A 17,280-nucleotide genomic window follows, 5' to 3' on the forward strand; every position below is an offset into this window, starting at 1 on the left:
AGGATGCGCTGCGCGCGGATCTGTTGAAATCTTGGGCGTCATGGGGCGAGCGTGTGAAAAGAGCGCTCGCGCGCTCGAGGTCCGGGAGCGAGATGGGGATCTCGATTCCTCGCGTCGTGTGACGACGGCGGCACCACCTCGACCCGCAGAGGATGGCCTTGCCTTCGCACGAAGACTGCCGATGCGCGGCGCCTGAGCTGAGCGATACCTTGCTGGATGGAACGCCGTACCGGCCCGTGCGTCGGCTGGGGCGAGGGGGCATGGGCGAGGTGATCGAGGCGGCGCACGTGGGCCTCGACAAGCCGGTGGTGGTGAAGCTCTTGCACCGCGACCTGAACCGCGAGCCGCGGCTCGTGGAGCGGATGCGCGTCGAGGCGCAGTCGCTGGCGCGGCTCGCCCACCCGAACCTGGTGACCGTCACCGATTTCGGGCGGACCGCCGAGGGGAGGACGTTCCTCGTCATGGAGCGGCTCTATGGCCGGACGATGCGCGAGGAGCTCGCGGCGCGCGGCGCGTTGCCGGCGGTGGAGGCGCTCGATCTCGTGACGCAGACGCTGGCGGGCCTCGCCGCGGCGCACGGCGCGGGCATCGTCCACCGCGACGTGAAGCTCGAGAACCTCTTCGTGTGCGACGCGGACGCGCAGGGGCGGCGCGTGGTGAAGGTGCTCGATTTCGGGATCGCCAAGGTGGTCGCTCCGCGCGGCGATGGGCGCGCGCCGGCCCCGTCGCTCTACCAGACGGAGGAGGGGGTGCTCGTCGGTACGCCGCGCTATCTCTCGCCCGAGCAGGCTTGCGGGCTCGCCGTCGATGCGCGCACCGACGTGTATGCGGCCGGCGTGGTGCTCTACACGCTGGTCGCCGGTCGCGATCCGTTCGAGCATGTGAGGCGCGTCCACGAGCTCGTGCGCGCCCATGCGAGCGAGGTCCCGGCGCCGCCGTCGAGCCATGCGCCACGACCGGTGCCGCCGGAGCTCGACCGCGCGATCATGAGGGCGCTGGAGAAGCGTCCGGAGCTCCGTTTCCCGGACGCTGCGGCGTTCGCGGCGGAGCTGTCGCGCATCGCCGCGGGGCTATCGAGCGGGGTGGATGGTGGGTCGGTCGTACCGTCGGGGTCGTACTGGCAGCGCACGGCGCCCCTTACGCTGCCGCCGGTCCGGGCGCCGGTGCTCCCACCGACGTTGAGCGCGACCGTGAAGGCGTTCGGCCTGACGGCGCTGGACATGGCTGCGCAGGCCACCCCAGGAGCTGCGCAGCAGCGCGCCTCGGAGGCGCACAGAAGCAGGGCGCGCCGCGCGCGACGGCCCGCGCGCCCGGAGGCCAGCTGGGCGGCCATGGGATTGCTGGTGGTGAGCGTGGTGCTCTTCGGCTTCACCCTGGCGTTGCTGGTGAGCTTCGTGGGCTGACAGGCGTGTACGGCGTCGTCGCCGCGGATGCCAGGAACGTCACCCGGCGCGACGAACCCGCTACGATGCGGGCTGCGGAATGGGAGCGCTGAGGCTGAGAGGGCCGACCTGGGTCGGAAGGGGCAACCTCGGAGGGGTCAACCTCGGCGTGGTGGATGGAAGGCTCAACCCTGGAAGGCTCAACCTGGGTGTGGGCCACGAGGCAGCTCCGAGGCAAGGCAGCTCAACCTCAAGGCAGCTCAACCTGGGTGAGGGCCAAGGGCCAAGCTCAACCTGGGTGCGGGACAGGAGGCAGGAGAGAGGCTCAACCTGGGTGCGGGCCATCGATCTGGGTGCAAAAAATCGATGCCATGGCACACAGAAAGTTTGGCGGCGTAGTAGTGAGCAACACTCGCGTGGTTCGGTGAGGAAGCAAGAAGGTGGCCAGAGTCGACTTTGCGCGCCGTCGAGCCGCGGAGCCGCGCCTCGCGCGACGTCATGGTTCGCAACATCGGAGCCTTCGAGCATCAGGAGCCGGCACCTTCACGTCCATGACGGCGCCGGCTCCCGATGCCCGTGCCCTCCCGTCGGGCGACCCTGGCATCGCTCCGGAGGGGGTGGTGACGCTTGGGTGCGTGGTGGTGGCGGCCGGGTGGAGTATCTTCGGGTCCATGCCGTGGCCCTGTCCCCGAGCGAGCTCCGAGGTATCGTGCGCGGGCCAGCGCACGTTCGACGCTGGCCTCCCGTGCCCCCGGGCTCGTCGGAGCGCTGTCGCGGCACCCGCCACGCCGTCTGCAGTGCAGCGGTCGAGGCAGATCACCTCGGGAGTGCGCCCATGACAGCGCGACGTCTTGCACCGAGGGCTCGATGCGCTGCTGCCCACGTTGGGCAGCAGCGCGCCTTTTGCGCGTGGCGAGAGGGGCAGGCATGACCAACAGGAACGCGAACAAGAGCTCGCCAGGGCAGCCGGCTGCTCAGGGCGCTGCGGGCGACGCCGCGCCGCAGCAACCGACGCTGCCGCAGCAGCCGCCGCGCGGGTACGACACGCCGAATTTTGCATCGCAAGAGCACCCCTCGCCGGCGCAACAGCGAGCGCTTACGCAGGAGCCGCGCCGCAGACCTGAAGATGGAAACACCGGCCCCGCAGCGCCACCCGCGGAGCGGATGGTGCAGTGGGGCGAGCCCAGGCCGCGGCGCCGCCAGGATCGCGAGGCGGGGCCGAGCGACAAGCAGGTGTATGTTCCTCCGGTCACGCTGCCCCCGAATCGCGAGCACCAGGCGATGGATCAGCAGAAGATCCAGGTAGCGCCGTCGCTGTTGAAGGGCGTCGACGAACGGAACCGGCCGACGATGCGCAGGATCCCTGTGCAGGGGTTGCCGGGCCCCCCGGGGGCTCCCGATGGGCAGGGCGGCGCGCGTCCCGGTGGCGTCCGCACGGCCCGCGTCGGTGTCGGCAGCGGCGTCTGGCCGCCGCCCGAAGACGAGTCGTCCGGCCCGCGCGGGCCGTCGTCCCGGAAGCAGAGGCCGATGGGAACAGCCGCCCTCCAGCCAGCAGCCGCCGCTTCTCGAGCGGGGCTGCAGCCGGCCGCTGCGCGGCCCGACGCCGCCGCGGTGACCGCAGCGGCCGCGGCGGCGGTGCTCGCGGCGCGCCGCCGCCGCGCTACGCTGGCGCTCTTCGCGCTGCTCGTGTTTCTGGGGAGCGCGACGGTCGCAGGCTTCTGGGTGCTGTGGCGTGCGGCCAATCCGACGAGCGGGCAGGACCCGACGCTGGCCGAGGGCGGCCGCGTTCCCACGCCCGATCCCGCCGGCCTCGCGACCCCCACGCCGAGCGCGCAGCCCGAACATCCGCCTCCGGCGGCGATCGAGCCGCCGCCCACCGCTGAGCGACCCGTTCCCGCCGTGCCCGAGGTTCCGACGGCGTCGCCCTCGGCGGAGCCGAGCGCGCCGCCCGCACACTCGGCGGCCACGGTCGCCGCCCGTCCGTCATCAACCCGTCCTGCTGCGCAGGTGAAGCGTCCCACCAAGCCTGCGACCGCGGCGGACGACATCTACGATTCGGCTGTTAGCCCTCCGATCCCACCACCGGTCCCGCCGTCCGCGCCCTCTGCGTCGCCCACAACGCCCCCGGGGACGACCGCTCCCCCGCGTCCCTTCCCCTGAGGCGTCGCCTCTCCGGATTGCATTTCTCCCGCCAGCCACCATGCGAAAGCCATTCTTAAAATACCTGTCTCTACTCCTCCCGTGCGCGGCGGTTCTTCTGGGGCCGAGCGTCGCGAGCGCGACGGGCGAGGCTCGGCTGATGCCGAACTCTCCGACCGACGCCCCGCCTGCGACGTCGCGCGCGGGCGAGCGCGCGGCGCAGCTCTACCGGGAGGGGAACAGGTTCTACGATGAAGCGCGATTCGCCGAGGCCGAGGCGCGTTATCAGGCGGCGTGGGATCTCCAGCAGAGCTTTGACGTGGCGGGCAACCTCGGGAATGTCGAGCTGGAGGTGAACCAGCCCCGCGAGGCGGCCGAGCACCTCCTGTACGCGCTCAATACCTTTCCGCTCGGCGAGAAGGCCGAGAAGAAGAGCTTCCTACAGAAGCGGCTCGCCGTCGCCCGGTCGCAGGTCGGAGCGCTTCGCATCAGCGTGAACGTCGACGATGCCGAGGTGCTCATCGACGGCAAGCTCGTCGGGCGTTCGCCCCTCGCGACCGAGGTGTTCGTCGATCCCGGCAAGCGCACGATCGACGCACGCCGCGCTGGCGCCAGGACGTCGACCTCGCTGCTCGTGGCGAGGGGCTCGGACCAGAGCATCGCCCTCAGCCTCGATTCGGGCCCGAACATTCCGCTGGTGGTCGCGGGCGGGGCCGTCGGGCTGCTCGGGCTCGCGTCGGGCGTGACCTTCGCGATCCTCTCCACGGCAAAGGGCGAGTCCGCGGCGACGGAGCCGTTCGGCAGCGCGAGGCGCACCGACCTGCGCGACGCCCAGACAACGCTCGCCAACGTCTCGTTCTGGAGCTTCCTCGGCGGTGGCGTGGTGCTCGCGGGGACGGCCCTGTACGCGTTCTCCGCGTCGAGCCGCACGCCGGTCACCAAGGCCGGGGTCCCCCGGTTGTATGCCGCGCCGTTCGTGAGCGGAGAGGCGAACGGCCTGCTGCTGGGCGCGAGCTTCTAGGCCGGTGGCCGCTGCGCGCTCCACATTTCGTCCCCGGACTCAGCGCGGCTGGAAGTAACGGCCTACCTGCTCGCGGTACTCTTCGGGGACATCGCTGCGCTCGACACCGCCGAGCTCCTGGGGACCCACGACACCGAGCGCGCTCTCGCCGCGCACGTTGGCCGTGTCTCCGGCGCGCCCGGCTGCTCGGCCCGTCACGATCCCCGGCATCGGCCTACCCGGGTTGAGCCTCGCGCTGGCGCGTGAGCGCAGCTCACCCCCGGCGATCGCGCCGGTCTGCCCTTCGTGGCTGCCCGATCCGCCGCCCTCCGAGTGACCTGGCTGCGCCGGCCCCTGCTTGCCGTCCCCGCCCCCCGACGACCCCTGCTGCCCGCCCTGTCCGCGCTCCTGGCTGCCCAACCCCGGTTGGCCTGACCCGCCTGCGATCGGCATCGGGAGCGGCGTCCCCCCGAGCTGCCCCTCGGCCTCGCCCGCCCCGCGCTGCGCATCGTCGAGCGCTCGTTGGCGCTTCGATTCCTCGCTGCTCGGGCTCCCCTCCTGGGCCATCCGGCGCAGCTGTTCCTCGAGCTGCTGCCGTCCGTCCGGCGTCTCGAGCTGCCGTGCGAGCTCGCGCATCTGCTCCTTCGATATGGGCTCTCCGAGCGCGCTCTCCGGGGACTGCGCCATTCGCTGCTTCAAGCGTTCGGCGAGCTGCTTGCGCTCCTCGATGCTCAATTTTTCGAGCGCCTTTTCGAGGCTGCCAGCAAGCCGCCGCGCGTCGCGGTCGCTGCCCGTCCGGGCGAGCTCGCGGAGCGCGTCGCGCCCCTCGTCGCCGAGCCCGTCGCCGAGCGCCTCCGCCAGCTCCCTCAACGCGTCGGCCTGCTTGCCGCGCTGATCCAGCAGCTTGCGTTGTTCCTCGAGCGCCTCCGCTACGCCGGGGGCGCCGGCCCTCTTGGCGGCTTCGGCGGCCTCCTCGAGCACCTTCCTGGCCCGTTCGCGGTCGTCCCGTTCGAGCTTGTTCGCGAGCCGCGACATCTCCTCGTCGAACGCCACGAGGTCGCGATCGCCGAGCGCCTTTGCAGCCCGCTTCAGCTGAGGGTCTTCTCCGAGCTTGCCGAGCGCCGACTCCATCCCATGACGCTGCTCGCCCTCGCCGAGCGACAGCCGCTCGGCCGTGATCGCGTCGCGGAGCCTGCCGAGCTCGGCCTGCGCTTCGCGGCGCTCGACGCCGCTCTTCAGCTTTTCGCGGAGCCTCTTCGCGTCGTCCGAGAGCTTTTTCAGCCGATCGTGCTGCTCCGCGTCCCGAGCGTCGATCTCGGCAAGCCGGACCACCCGCTCGAGGCCGGCGATCTCGGCGAGGCGCACCTGCTCTGCCCCGGGTGGGGGCGCCGCCGCAGCGGGCGCAGGTGGCAGGGGGAGCCAGCTGAGATAGCCAATGGCCGTTGCCGCGAGGGGCGCTCCGGCATGCCAGCGTCGCCACAGGGGCGTGCGGACTTGCCGGGCGGTTGCGGCATCGAGGGCCGCCGCCGCGTGGGCAAACACCACCTCGCGGGCCGCGGATGCGCCGGCGCCGGGCTCGCCGTCCGTCGCGTCCTCGGCCGCTGCGAGCTCAACGGCCGTGGAGACCGACTCGGCGGAGCCGAGCTTGCCGTCGAGAAACAACGCGACATTCGGGTCAGTCCACCGGCGCCGGTGCGCCACCGCTGCGCCAGCCACAGCGCCGAGCACGCCGCCCGCGGCCATCCAGGGGCGCAGCGCGCCTTGCCGCATGTGCCAGGCGACCGCTGCGCCTACCGCGCCGAGCATCATCCCGGCGGCGGCGCCGGTGAGGACCAGATCGAGCGCGAGCCGCCGCCGGACCCGGCGAGACCACCGAACGAACGCGGCGCTGAACCTCCGCCGGGGAGACGCATCGACCATGGATCGAGGTGTACCTGCGGGCAGACGCGCCGGCCAGCGCCGCCTCGGGGCACTCCGCCAAGCCTCATTGCGGCACGCAGTGCCCGACCTCGCGCCCGGTGCGAGCGCCTCGCGCTCTGTGGGGACGCCCTGTGGAGCGGCGTCAGTCGTCTCGAGCCACGACGCGCCGCGGAGGAGCTGTCCTCGGACATACCGCGCCCCGCCCCTTCACGGGACGAAGCACCATTTCAAGTGGAATGACGCGAACTCGAGGCGCGCTGGGACAACGTCCTGGGCAGCGCCGAGCGAGTTCAGGCCACAGTCAGCGAAAGAGAACCTGCATTCGTGCGAGTCCTCGGACGATGTCCGGAGCGTCGCACGGCAAGAGCCATAGAAAAGCGCATCGTCGACGTACATTCGCATGTTCACGACAGCAGCGTCGCCGCCCTTGCGCTTGCTGCCGAGCAGATGGAGATCGAGGTAGTAGAAGCCCCTCCTTTCCTTCGAGTGATCCACCAGCTCCAGATTGGTTTCGCCATTGAGGCGGGAGCAGTCAACGTCCCAGCTGTCGTCGAATCCGGGGACAGGCAGCTTGCCGCTATCCCCCGTGTCAAGCACCAAGCTCTCCCCGTTCACGGTCATGACCGCCATGCCGTACGCTTCAGGAATTTCCGGGCTAGTAGAGCACCCGAACGGCGAGAGCGACAGCACGAGGCCTTGGGCGAGGAGGGGTCGGTGCATGGGAGTTCTCCAGCAGCATGGCGGGCGAGAGCATCGCACGAGGTCGACAACCATGAACGCGCGCAATGTGGTTGATCCATGCGCCGTGCCAGATGTCAACCGGAAACGGAGGCTCCTGTTGGGCCCGTGCCGGGCTGACCGACGTTGCCGTTGACTGTCGACCTGACCGACGTTGCCGGCCTGCCGGCCCGGCCGGTCTGACCGACGTTGCCTTGGTGCCTGACCGACGTTGGTGGACCGACGTTGCCTTGGTGAGACCCGATACGTGTTGTCTACGGGGCGGTCCCTAAGTCATGGCGGGCGCCAGCGGAAAACAGCAGTCGCCAGGGTCTCGAAAAATTAAGTGTGCGAAATCATTGGCCGCGGGCCCCGGCACGCGTTTGGCATAGTCGGCAGTCATGAGCCAGCCTCGCGCTATTGTTGCAGGTGCCACCTATCTCCTCACGCGACGCGCGTTGCGGCGACACCTCCTCTTCAGGCCAGATGCCGCGATCACTCAGCTGATCATCTATGCACTTGCGGTTTCGGCCAGGCGCTACGGCATTCGCCTGCATGCGTTGTGCGCCATGTCCACGCACCTGCACATCGTCGTCACTGACGTCGAAGGCGTACTTCCGCGATTCCTGCAGCTGTTTCATCGCCTCGTGGCGCTGGGGACCAAGGTGCTCCGAACCTGGGATGGGCCGGTCTGGGGCCACGAAGCGACCAGCGTTGTTCGCCTCTTGACGCGGGCGGCCGTGGTGGAAAAGATTTCATATTCACTGGCGAACCCGGTGGAGGCGGGGCTGGTGCGACGTGCGAAGGAATGGCCGGGAGCGAAGGTGCTCGTCAACGAAATCGGCCGTGGCGAGCTGCGGGCGAGGCGTCCTGACGTCTACTTTGCTTCGAGCAACCCCGCATGGCCTGAGCACGCCGCCATTGCGATCTCGCTTCCGCCAGATGTGGCGGATGGTGACGCGGACGCCTTTCGGCGCGAGGTGGCGGCGGAGCTCGAGCGGAAGGAAGCCGAGGCGCGCGCCGCGATTCATCGAAATGGCCGCAATTTCCTCGGCCCCGAGCGCGCATGCACGGTGTCGCCCGACGCTCGCGCGACGAGCTTCGAGGCGCCTCGCGGCCTCAATCCAACGTTTGCGGTGGGGAGAGGGTATTCAGACGCACGAAGAACCGCGGTTGCCGCCGTCCGCGCATTTCGTGCGGCATACCGTGACGCGCTCCAACAATGGCGTGCAGGGCTGCGCAGCGTGGTGTTTCCCGCAGAAACGTGGTGGATGCGCGTGTTCCACGGCGTGGCCGTGAACGATGATGCGTTCGTGTCGTGACAGGAACGATCGGGACGCCGACGCGGCATCTGGGCTGCTGATCGAGGGCGAATGAGCGGCGGACGCCCTCCGTTCGCGTGCACGATCGTGTGATTTGTGTGAAGCTACACGTCAACGGCGCCGCGATCGCGTGAGCGGGCCTGGTGGCTGAGGAAGCGCGGGCGGTTCGAGCGCGTCGCTACAGCGGTAGAGGGAGCTCGATATACGGCTCGGTGATCCGGCCGACGGCGATATCGCGCACCTGCGTCCCATAGTAGGTCGATCCCGATTGCGTGCTCCAGGCGTGTCCCACGATCGTTCCATTGCTGTTGGCATAGAGGCGCATGACACCCCTGCCAACACCCGGGTGCCAGGAGCCGTCCGCGTTGCGCCGGGTGTCGGTTGTCCCGTGGCCCGTGGTGCTCGAGTCGAGGACGAGGAGAGCATACTGGATTGTCCCCGTGACGAACGGATAGGTCGCCACGCGTGGCACCGCAGCGCCTGCTGCGATGGCGACGTGCCCGCTCGCCGTGCTCCCCGCCGGATACTCGATCGCGACGATATCGCCGGCCTCGATCTCGCTCACGGTCATGATCTGCTCGAAGCCGACCTCCTCGATGATCCTGTCGTGGTACAGCGCGGCGTTCGGGCTCATGCTGCCGAACCATGTGTTGATGTCGTAGACGGACAGCTGATAGGCCTGCTTGAGGACGTTCGTGACGAACGACGCGCACAAGCTGCGGCTCCGATACTCCGTGGCTCCTCCTACGCCGGCCCAATAAACATAGGTCGTGCTGCTACCATATTCATTGTTTACCGGTGCGATGTGGGTCACGAGCGTGTCGGCCCAGTAGAAATGGCTTGGCTCCTCGGCCGTCTGGCCCTGAGCCGGGCGCGGCGCGAGCAGGCTCAACCCCGCCAGAACGACGGCCGGGAGCGCGCGAACAGCGGCTCTCGAGCTCATGCGCTTCAATGCATTCATGATTTCCTCCCGTGTGGAATCGATGGCCCCGCGTAGGTTGGTCACACCGGTGTCGGCCTCATCGCGGGCATCGCCGCGGAGCGCCGGCAAAGCGAAGTTGCGCACCAAGCCACCGAACATACGCCGAACGAGCGATCTCTTCAATCACCGGCACGAAGGCGGTACACGGGTCGTGCGCGATCCTGCGCGGATAGTGTTCCCCTCATTTCCACAGGCTGTCTCCTCCGGGCGACCTCCGGGCACGTCTTCGTAGATCCGCGCGTCGACGCCCACCGCAGGGGCGGCGCGGCGGTCAGCCGTCGCGACCGAATTTGCGCCCGACGCCCGATGGCCGTCACGAGCGACGTAGCGTCCGACGGCCGTCACGACCGACGTTGCGACTGACGTCGCGAGCGACGTAGCGTCCGACGGCCGTCACGACCGACGTTGCGACTGACGTTGCGCCCAGCGTCGACAGGAGGGCGGCGATGTCGTACGGATCGGCCGAATCCGGGCGCTCGGGGAGCGCGGTCGGCGAGAGCCCGAGGCGCTGGCGGAGCGCGCCAGGAAAAGCACGCCCCCGGCGGAGGCCCGCCCCGCCCGCGCCCCCTGGCGCGCGGGTCCACGCGGCTCGCCGGGGCCGACGTCCGCCGTTTTGTTGACAGATCCGCGCAGTTCGATTGGATGGCCGCGTGCCCCCCGTGAAGCGCGCATCGACCAACCTCCACCCCACCCTGACGCTCGGCGACGCGCTGGAGCACTATGCCTCCTGGCCGAGACCCACCGTGATTGTCTCCGACGGTGCTTATGGCGTCTCCGGTTTTCCCGGCGATCCCCCGACGCACGACGGGCTCGCCGCATGGTACGAGCCCCACGTCGCCGTCTGGTCGGAGCGCGCCTTGCCGTCCGCCACCCTCTGGTTCTGGGCGACGGAGATCGGCTGGGCGACGGTGCACCCGCTGCTCGAGCAGCACGGATGGGAGTACCGGACCTGCCACGTCTGGGACAAGGGAATCGCCCACATCGCGGGCAACGCGAACACCCGGACGCTGCGCAAGTTCCCCGTGGTGAGCGAGGTGTGCGTTCAGTACGTGCGCAAGGTCCTCCTGCAGAGCGGCGGCGTGCGGCTGCCCCTCAAGGCCTGGCTGCGGCACGAGTGGGAGCGCTCGGGCCTCCCCCTGTGCCAGACGAACGAGGCGTGCGGCGTGAAGAACGCGGCCACGAGGAAGTACTTCACACGCTGCCACCTCTGGTATTACCCCCCGGCCTCGGCGTTCGAGCAGATCGCCGCCTTCGCGAACGCGCACGGCCGCCCCGAGGGACGACCCTACTTCTCGGTCGACGGCAAGCGGCCGTTGACGGGTGAAGAGTGGGCCACCCTGAGAGCGAAATTCCATTGCGAGGTCGGCGTGACCAACGTCTGGCAGGAGCCCGCGGTCCGCGGCCCCGAACGCTTCAAGGAGGACACCCGGTCGATCCACGGCAACCAGAAGCCCCTCAAGCTGCTCGATCGCATCATCCGCGCATCGTCCGATCCAGGCGATGTCGTCTGGGAGCCATTCGGGGGGCTCTGCTCGGTCGCGGTGGCGGCGTTCGCCGCAGGCAGGCGCTGCTACAGCGCGGAGATCGCGCCCACGTACCACGCCGTCGCGTCGCGCCGCCTCGCGAAGTGCGCGCCGCAGCCGCGCGCCGAGATCTCGGCGGCCTGACGGTCGGTATCGGCCCCGCTCGTCCGCATGGTAGCCTGCTCCCCGATGGCGACGCCGAAGATCGTGACCGTGGGAGGGGGGACGGGCCATTACACGCTCCTCACGGGCCTGCGTGGTCTGAGCGCCCGGATCACCGCGATCGTGACCATGATGGACTCGGGCGGGAGCTCCGGGAGGCTCCGGGACGAGTACGGCCTCCTGCCGCCAGGCGACTTCACGCGTTGCCTCGTCGCCCTGTCCGAGCACCCGGAGGCGCTGAAGGAGCTGCTCGGCCACCGCTTCCGCTCGGGGAGCCTCGGCGGGCACACCCTGCGCAACCTGATATTCACCGCGGTGCAGGAGATCACCGGCTCGCTCCCCCTCACGGTCGAGCGCCTGCACGAGATCTTCTCCGTCAAGAACCGCGTCCTCCCGGTCACGATGGATCACGTCGATCTCGTGATGCACCTGGAGAACGACCGGACCATCCGCGGCGAAGCCTCGATTGACAACCTCTCCGACATGCTCGATGCGCCGGTGCTCTCGGTCTATCTCGATCCCGAGGCCCGGGCGTATCCAGCGGCGCTCGACGCGATCGCGGACGCCGATCTCATCATCCTCGGGCCGGGAGATCTCTACACGAGCCTCGTGCCGAACCTCCTGGTCAAGGGCGTGCGCGAGGCCATCGCGGCGAGCCGCGCCCGCGCGATGTTCGTGTGCAACCTGATGACGAAGCCCAACGAGACCCCCGGCTACACGGTCGAGGACTTCGTGGGGACCATCGCCATGTACCTCGGCGAGGCCCGGCTCGACGCGGTGCTGGTCAACGACGTCTGGCCCTCCGAGGGCCTCGAGGAGTACGCCTCCGCCGGCTCTGAACCGGTCGTGACCTCGCCGGACAAACCGCTCGCCTCCGACCTCCTCGTCCCCGCCGACCTGCTGTTCGGCGGCAAGCTGATTCGCCACGACCCGCAGAAGCTCTCAGCCGCGATCGTATCGCTCGCCCGCCAGCGATCGTGGTGGTGAGGCCCCGGGCCAGGCTCCGCCGCGCCTGGCCCCGCCCTCGACGGCCACCGGCGGCGCGCCGCCACGCGGCGCTCCCGGGTTGACCCGGCGGCCTCGGGCCGGCGCGGCCGCGCACGACGATCAGGCGGCATTCGGCGCGTCGGGCAGATGAAAGGGCGTGTTGACGATCACAACGCCCTTCCCGCCCCGGAAGAGAAGGAGCCATTTGAGGATCGACGCCGTGTGGTTGTGGAGCAGGTAATGGTACCAGCGTGACTCGACCACCTCCGGCACGACGACCGCCACCTGCCGATCCGGGTGGGCGCGCGCGAGGGTGGTGACGAAGCGGAGCAGCGGCCTGAAGAGCCGCCGGTAGCGGGACCGCACCACCGAAAGCCGCGGCGCCGGCACCCCCTTCTCCTTCGCGGGCGCTTCCACGAGATCGTGCCATTCGCCGCTCAGGTCCTCGACGCGAGGATCGTCGAGGAGCACCTGGAGCGCGTAGACCTCGGGCGAGAGCCGAAGCGCGAACCGGAGCCCCTTCTGCGCCACGAGGTCCCAGCGCCTGATCGGGACCACCACGATCGGCGGCGGAGGTGGGGTGAAATCGAGCGGCGCGCGGTCGCGAACCACCTCGTCGATGTGCTTGTAGTGGCGTCGCACATTGCAGAAGATGAGAAAGGCTGCGATCACGAGCAGGGTCGAGATCCACGCCCCCTCGGTGAACTTCGAGATGATGATGACGACGAGCGTGGCGGCCGTGGCCGTGGCGCCGGTCGCATTGACGGCGAGGTGGAGCCGGGAGCGCTTGCCGCGGACCCTGCGCCAGTGCGCGGTCATCCCTGCCTGCGACATCGTGAAGGCGAGGAACGCGCCCACCGCGAAGAGCGGGATGAGGGCGTCGGTGATGCCCTGGAAGACGACGAGCAGGAGGGCCGAGAGCCCGGCGAGGACGCCGATGCCGTAGGAGAAGGCGAGGCGCCTGCCGCGGTGGATGAACGGCTCGGGCAGGAAGCGATCGAGCGCGAGGAGCTGGCAGAGGCGGGGGAAGTCAGCGAAGCTGGTGTTGGCGGAGAGCATCAGCACCGCAACCACGGCGGTCAGGGTCACGTAGTAGAATGGGCCGCGCCCCACGACCGCGCCCACGATCTGCGAGACGATGCTCTGGTAGCCGCTCCTGCCGGGCTCGGTGGCGGTGACGCCGTACACCCGCGCGAGGATCGCGATCCCGGCGAGCAGGATGGCGAGCGAGGCGACGATGTACGAGAGCGTCCGGCGCGCCTGCTCGCTGCTCGGCTTGCGAAAGGCAGGGACGCCGTTGCTCACCGCTTCCACGCCGGTCATCGCGGTGCACCCGCTCGCGAAAGAGTGGCAGAGGAGCGCCAGGCTCGCGGTCCCCAGCGCGACCGGCAGCGAGGGCGGCGCGACCACGGGCGTCGGGTGCCCGCCGTGCAGGATCGTCTTCCCGATACCGATCGCGATCACCGCGAAGAGGCAGCCGAGGAACGCGTACGTCGGCGCCAGGAACACGAGGCCTGCAGTGCGGAGCCCGCGCAGGTTGGCCGCGGTGAGCAGGGTGAGGACGGCGAGGCAGAGGACCAGGGTGTGGGGCAGGAGCGCGGGCACCGCCGAGACCAGCGCGCCCACCCCCGCGGAGATGGCGACCGCGACGTTGAGCACGTAGTCGATGAGCAGCGCCGCCGCCGCGACGAGGCCGGCGCGCGTGCCGAGGTTCTCCTTCGCGACGATGTACGAGCCGCCGCCGTTCGGGTACGCCGCGATCGTCTGGCGGTACGAGACGTAGACGATCGCGAGCAGCCCGATGACCAAGGCACTGAGCGGCACGATGTAGTGGACGCCGAGCGCGCCGAGGGGGATGAGCACGGTGAGCGCGGCCTCGGGGCCGTACGACGCGGAAGCGAGCGCGTCGAGGCCCAGGACCGGGATCCCGGAGAGCGGGCCGATCTGTTCCTTCTCCTCTTCATCCGAGGCCAGCCGCCGGCCGAACAGCACCGTCGTGAGCGACATGGGTGCAGGCGATTCACGCAAGGCGTGTGCCGGGAGCGAGCTACGTTGCGCGCGCGTCGGTCGGAGCCGCGGCGTGCAACCGGTGCTCCAAGCTCGCGCCGAGCGCTCGTCAGCGGTGCTGATCGAGCACGGGCGTCGTCTCCATGAGCGTGGGCGCAGCCCGTCGCATTCGACGTTTGCACGGGCAGCCTCTCCTCCGATGCGACGCGATGGCGTGCGAACCGATCGAGGTGGGATCATTTGCCACGCCCGGCCAAGTTGCCTCATCGCAGGCGGGCGCCCTCGCCTGTGAGCGCGCTCGCCGCTGGCGCAAGCGGCTCGCCTGCTGCTGGCGCGAGCCGCGCGGGCTCACCGTTGCTGCGCGTCGGCCGCTCCGGCGCTTCCTGCTGGTATGTGCTTCGCATAGCGCCGGGGGGGGCTATCGCCACTTCCGTGGCTGATCATCTCAGGACGAGGTAGAGCGCTATGAGCATCAGTAACGAACAGTACACTTCGGGCGGGTACAAGAACGGGATCTACGAGAGCGGCTCGCAGGAGTCCGGCTCGCACGAGCCTGGCGCGCCGCAGACGCAGGGCGGCGAGGGCGCGGTGAGCCTCGACATGCTGCTGAAATTCGCCAAGAACATCCAGGCCAAGGTCAAGGACGTCCCGTACGTCGTCCCGATCGCGATCGGCGGAGCAGCGTTTGCGATTGGCGTGCTCGCCAGCTCGAAGATCCTGCGCCAGCTCACCCTTCTCGCCGGCGGCTACGCGGTCAAGTACGCGATCCAGAACGTCCCCAGGGAGCCGATCGTCGACTTTGCAAAGAAGGTCGTGTCGGACTCGTTCAGGGCGTCGTCGAGGGTCTAGCCGGGGACGCGCCGCGGCGTGCAGGGGCGCTCGACCGCCAGCAGCCGTGCGAGCTCCGGCAGAAGGCAGCCTGACCCGAGATCCTACCTTCGCCGCGCCGGCGGCACACCTGTCCCCATTTCTGGCATCATGGAGGTGGTGGTGCCGACGCGCCGCCAGCGCGCGGCCGGGAGGATGCCATGGATATCCGGGAGAGCATCGAGGTCCGCTGGTTCCTGCCTGCAGACGACGCTCGGGCGGCGCGGCTCGTGTCGTGGTTCTCGGGTGCGTCCTCCGAGGCGCCCCGGCATGACGGCTACCGGCGCCTGCGGCGCGCCGATCTCGGAATCAAGAAGCGCGGCGGTCGGCCGACGAGCCTGGAGATCAAGTTCCGGGGCTGCGCCTTCGGCCCCATCCACCTCTCTCCCACGGTGCTGGGTGAGCTGGAGGGGTGGACGAAGCTCACCCTCTCGTCGACGGACGCCGATGACAGCGCGTGGACGACCCTCACGAAGGAGCGCCGCGTGAGGGTGTTCGGGCTGGTGGGCGGACGCGCCGTCGAGGTGATGGACGGCGGGCGCCCCAGAGCCGGATGTGCTGTCGAGCTGACACGCGTCGCTGTGGCGGAAGGCGAGGGCGCGGCTGCTCCGGCCGCGTGGTCGCTGGGCCTCGAAGCGTTCGGTCCACCAGCGATCCTGCTCGAATCGCTCTACGCCGTTGGCCGCGCGGTGTTCGTGGAGGTGCCCGATCTCGGCCTTACGTCCGTTGAATCGAAGGGGTATCCGGCGTGGCTCGCCGAGCTGTCGGCGGATCGGTGAGCGCAGGGGCTCGCCGTCGCAGCAGCCTGCCAATCCCTGAGCTCGACCTGGCGATCAGCGACGAACCAGCGACCGTAATCCAGCAAAGAGTGGGTGCTCTCATGCCCCGAGTCGCCTGCGCTGCGCGTATCGTCGTCCTCTTTCATACGTCGTTGTAGATGTCGTCGTACGTGCCCTCATCGCCATGAGCCGCTGCGGCCGAGTCTCTTCCCCCGAGAGCGTCGCGTGCGATACCCTGCTGCCTTTCTGAGCTCCAGGGGAGAGTGCTCGTGTGATGAATGTTACTTCGGACACCCTGTTTGCGGAATTCTTCGCCCGCTGTCCTGAGCTGCTCTTCGTTGCCTCGGTGGCGGGCGGACTGCTCCACGAGAACGATGTTTTGCGGGAGGTCATCGGCCCTGCGAGCGAGCGAGGCGTCACGTTCGCAGAGCTCGCTCACCCGGAGGATGGCGCAGCGCTGCTCGCGGCGTGGGCGAAGCTCGAGCAGACCGGTGAACCCGTCTCATTTCGCGTCCGCCTTCGCGATGCGCGCGGGGCGTACCGTCCGATGGTGTGCAACGCGAAGCGTTCGCCTGAGCGCAGCGCGGTCTTCGGATCGCTCCGGGCGGCACCCGAGCTCGCCGAGGAGGAGCTGGCGAGCGCGCGCAACAAGGCGCGCATCCTGGATAGCCTCGTCAACCACGTGGACAAACTGGCGTTCTGGGCCCTCGATCGCGATGGAATCTGTTTCTATCACGACGGCAAAGCGCTCCCGAACGCCGGGCTCAAACCCGGGCAGCTCCTGGGAGTCAACTGGATCGAGCTTTATGGGAAGCAGCCACGAGCGTCCGCCATCGATGTGCCCGACGTCGACTCCGACATGAACAGCTGGTTCGACGGGACGGTGCGCCGCTTTCGCACCGACACGAACGATATCTACTGGGACAACTGGATAACCCCGCTCCGGGACGGAGACGGCGGGCCCGTGTGCGGCTTGCTCGGGTTGTCGTTCGACATCTCGGAGTCCAGGCGCACGGAGGAGGAGCTGCGCGCCCAGCTGCAGCAGATCGAGGCGCAACAGAAGGTCATTCGTGATCTCTCGACGCCGATCATCGAGGTCTGGGACGGTGTGCTCACGCTGCCGATGGTGGGGACGGTCGACAGCATGCGCACCGCCGACGTGATGGATAGCCTGCTCTCGAAGATCGTGGAGAAGCAGGCGCGCTTCGCCATCCTCGACCTGACCGGCGTCGAGGTGGTCGACACGAAGGTCGCGAGCCACCTGATCGAGCTCGTCACGGCGATCCGGCTGCTCGGGGCCGACGGGATCGTGGCAGGCATCAAGCCGAACGTCGCGCAGACGATGGTCGCGCTCGGGCTCGACCTCTCGCAGCTCAACACGCAACGTAATCTGCGCGCGGCGCTCCAGCATGCGATCCGGAGCATGACCCGCCCGGAGAGCTCCCCGCGCAACGGCGCCGCGACGCCCGGCCTGCCGGCGCGGGGCTGACCGG

General features: G+C 69.4%; 13 protein-coding genes. 9 read left to right on the forward strand and 4 right to left on the reverse strand.

Annotated elements, in window-relative coordinates:
- Nucleotides 1-152 precede the first annotated feature (152 nt).
- The 3 genes from WMF19_RS38665 to WMF19_RS38675 all read left to right on the forward strand — a co-directional run bounded on the left by WMF19_RS38665 (nt 153) and on the right by WMF19_RS38675 (nt 4,542).
- Nucleotides 153-1,403 carry a serine/threonine-protein kinase gene (locus WMF19_RS38665; RefSeq protein ID WP_437894950.1) on the forward strand — a complete coding sequence of 417 codons (1,251 nt, stop codon included), beginning with the start codon at nt 153-155 and terminating at the stop codon, nt 1,401-1,403.
- A 906-nt stretch (nt 1,404-2,309) separates the two neighbouring features.
- Entirely contained in the window at nt 2,310-3,542 is a 1,233-nt protein-coding gene (locus WMF19_RS38670) for a hypothetical protein (protein ID WP_437894951.1), read from the forward strand.
- A 139-nt stretch (nt 3,543-3,681) separates the two neighbouring features.
- On the forward strand, nt 3,682-4,542 hold the full coding sequence (locus WMF19_RS38675; RefSeq protein ID WP_437894952.1) for a hypothetical protein: 861 nt from the start codon (nt 3,682-3,684) through the stop codon (nt 4,540-4,542).
- 39 nt (nt 4,543-4,581) lie between these two features.
- Here the strand turns inward: WMF19_RS38675 and WMF19_RS38680 are convergent, their stop codons facing one another.
- Both WMF19_RS38680 and WMF19_RS38685 read right to left on the reverse strand, forming a co-directional pair.
- A complete protein-coding gene (locus tag WMF19_RS38680; RefSeq protein WP_437894953.1) occupies nt 4,582-6,441 on the reverse strand; it encodes a hypothetical protein in 1,860 nt (619 codons plus the stop codon).
- A 207-nt stretch (nt 6,442-6,648) separates the two neighbouring features.
- Nucleotides 6,649-7,161, reverse strand: coding sequence for a hypothetical protein (locus WMF19_RS38685; protein ID WP_437894954.1), 513 nt, complete (start codon nt 7,159-7,161; stop codon nt 6,649-6,651).
- A 398-nt stretch (nt 7,162-7,559) separates the two neighbouring features.
- Here WMF19_RS38685 and WMF19_RS38690 point away from each other — a divergent pair, with 398 nt between their 5' ends.
- Nucleotides 7,560-8,480, forward strand: a complete 921-nt coding sequence (locus WMF19_RS38690) for a transposase (protein WP_437894955.1) — start codon at nt 7,560-7,562, stop codon at nt 8,478-8,480.
- A gap of 178 nt (nt 8,481-8,658) precedes the next feature.
- On the opposite strand, the gene WMF19_RS38695 is transcribed toward WMF19_RS38690, so the two are convergent.
- Entirely contained in the window at nt 8,659-9,546 is an 888-nt protein-coding gene (locus WMF19_RS38695; protein WP_437901716.1) for a hypothetical protein, read from the reverse strand.
- A 1,283-nt stretch (nt 9,547-10,829) separates the two neighbouring features.
- Here WMF19_RS38695 and WMF19_RS38700 point away from each other — a divergent pair.
- Both WMF19_RS38700 and WMF19_RS38705 read left to right on the forward strand, forming a co-directional pair.
- A complete protein-coding gene (locus WMF19_RS38700; RefSeq protein WP_373372317.1) occupies nt 10,830-11,129 on the forward strand; it encodes a DNA methyltransferase in 300 nt (99 codons plus the stop codon).
- A gap of 45 nt (nt 11,130-11,174) precedes the next feature.
- The gene (locus tag WMF19_RS38705) at nt 11,175-12,134 is read left to right on the forward strand and encodes a gluconeogenesis factor YvcK family protein (protein WP_272102739.1); all 960 of its coding nucleotides are present in this window, start codon (nt 11,175-11,177) and stop codon (nt 12,132-12,134) included.
- Nucleotides 12,135-12,254: 120 nt separating this feature from the next.
- Here the strand turns inward: WMF19_RS38705 and WMF19_RS38710 are convergent, their stop codons facing one another.
- Nucleotides 12,255-14,141: an APC family permease gene (locus tag WMF19_RS38710; RefSeq protein WP_437894956.1), complete on the reverse strand. Its 1,887-nt coding sequence runs from the start codon at nt 14,139-14,141 to the stop codon at nt 12,255-12,257.
- Between the two features lie 465 nt (nt 14,142-14,606).
- On the opposite strand from WMF19_RS38710, the gene WMF19_RS38715 reads away from it, so the two are divergent.
- From WMF19_RS38715 to WMF19_RS38725, 3 genes are all read left to right on the forward strand, one after another.
- Nucleotides 14,607-14,990: a hypothetical protein gene (locus tag WMF19_RS38715; protein ID WP_437894957.1), complete on the forward strand. Its 384-nt coding sequence runs from the start codon at nt 14,607-14,609 to the stop codon at nt 14,988-14,990.
- 179 nt (nt 14,991-15,169) lie between these two features.
- Nucleotides 15,170-15,787 carry a hypothetical protein gene (locus WMF19_RS38720; protein ID WP_437894958.1) on the forward strand — a complete coding sequence of 206 codons (618 nt, stop codon included), beginning with the start codon at nt 15,170-15,172 and terminating at the stop codon, nt 15,785-15,787.
- Nucleotides 15,788-16,061: 274 nt separating this feature from the next.
- Nucleotides 16,062-17,276 (forward strand): STAS domain-containing protein, encoded by a 1,215-nt coding sequence (locus WMF19_RS38725; RefSeq protein ID WP_437894959.1) that lies wholly within the window; start codon nt 16,062-16,064, stop codon nt 17,274-17,276.
- The last annotated feature ends 4 nt before the right edge of the window (nt 17,277-17,280 follow it).

Source organism: Sorangium sp. So ce124 (assembly GCF_051525235.1).
In the GTDB taxonomy this organism is placed as follows: Bacteria; Myxococcota_A; Polyangia; order Polyangiales; family Polyangiaceae; genus Sorangium; species Sorangium atrum.

Excerpts from the sequence above, each read along its gene's own strand:
- WMF19_RS38720 (WP_437894958.1), top strand. The coding sequence starts at position 15,170 with ATGGATATCCGGGAGAGCATCGAGGTCCGCTGGTTCCTGCCTGCAGAC.
- WMF19_RS38670 (WP_437894951.1), top strand. The coding sequence starts at position 2,310 with ATGACCAACAGGAACGCGAACAAGAGCTCGCCAGGGCAGCCGGCTGCT.
- WMF19_RS38715 (WP_437894957.1), top strand. The coding sequence starts at position 14,607 with ATGAGCATCAGTAACGAACAGTACACTTCGGGCGGGTACAAGAACGGG.
- WMF19_RS38685 (WP_437894954.1), bottom strand. The coding sequence starts at position 7,161 with ATGCACCGACCCCTCCTCGCCCAAGGCCTCGTGCTGTCGCTCTCGCCG.
- WMF19_RS38690 (WP_437894955.1), top strand. The coding sequence starts at position 7,560 with ATGAGCCAGCCTCGCGCTATTGTTGCAGGTGCCACCTATCTCCTCACG.
- WMF19_RS38710 (WP_437894956.1), bottom strand. The coding sequence starts at position 14,141 with ATGTCGCTCACGACGGTGCTGTTCGGCCGGCGGCTGGCCTCGGATGAA.
- WMF19_RS38680 (WP_437894953.1), bottom strand. The coding sequence starts at position 6,441 with ATGGTCGATGCGTCTCCCCGGCGGAGGTTCAGCGCCGCGTTCGTTCGG.
- WMF19_RS38725 (WP_437894959.1), top strand. The coding sequence starts at position 16,062 with ATGAATGTTACTTCGGACACCCTGTTTGCGGAATTCTTCGCCCGCTGT.
- WMF19_RS38675 (WP_437894952.1), top strand. The coding sequence starts at position 3,682 with ATGCCGAACTCTCCGACCGACGCCCCGCCTGCGACGTCGCGCGCGGGC.
- WMF19_RS38665 (WP_437894950.1), top strand. The coding sequence starts at position 153 with ATGGCCTTGCCTTCGCACGAAGACTGCCGATGCGCGGCGCCTGAGCTG.
- WMF19_RS38705 (WP_272102739.1), top strand. The coding sequence starts at position 11,175 with ATGGCGACGCCGAAGATCGTGACCGTGGGAGGGGGGACGGGCCATTAC.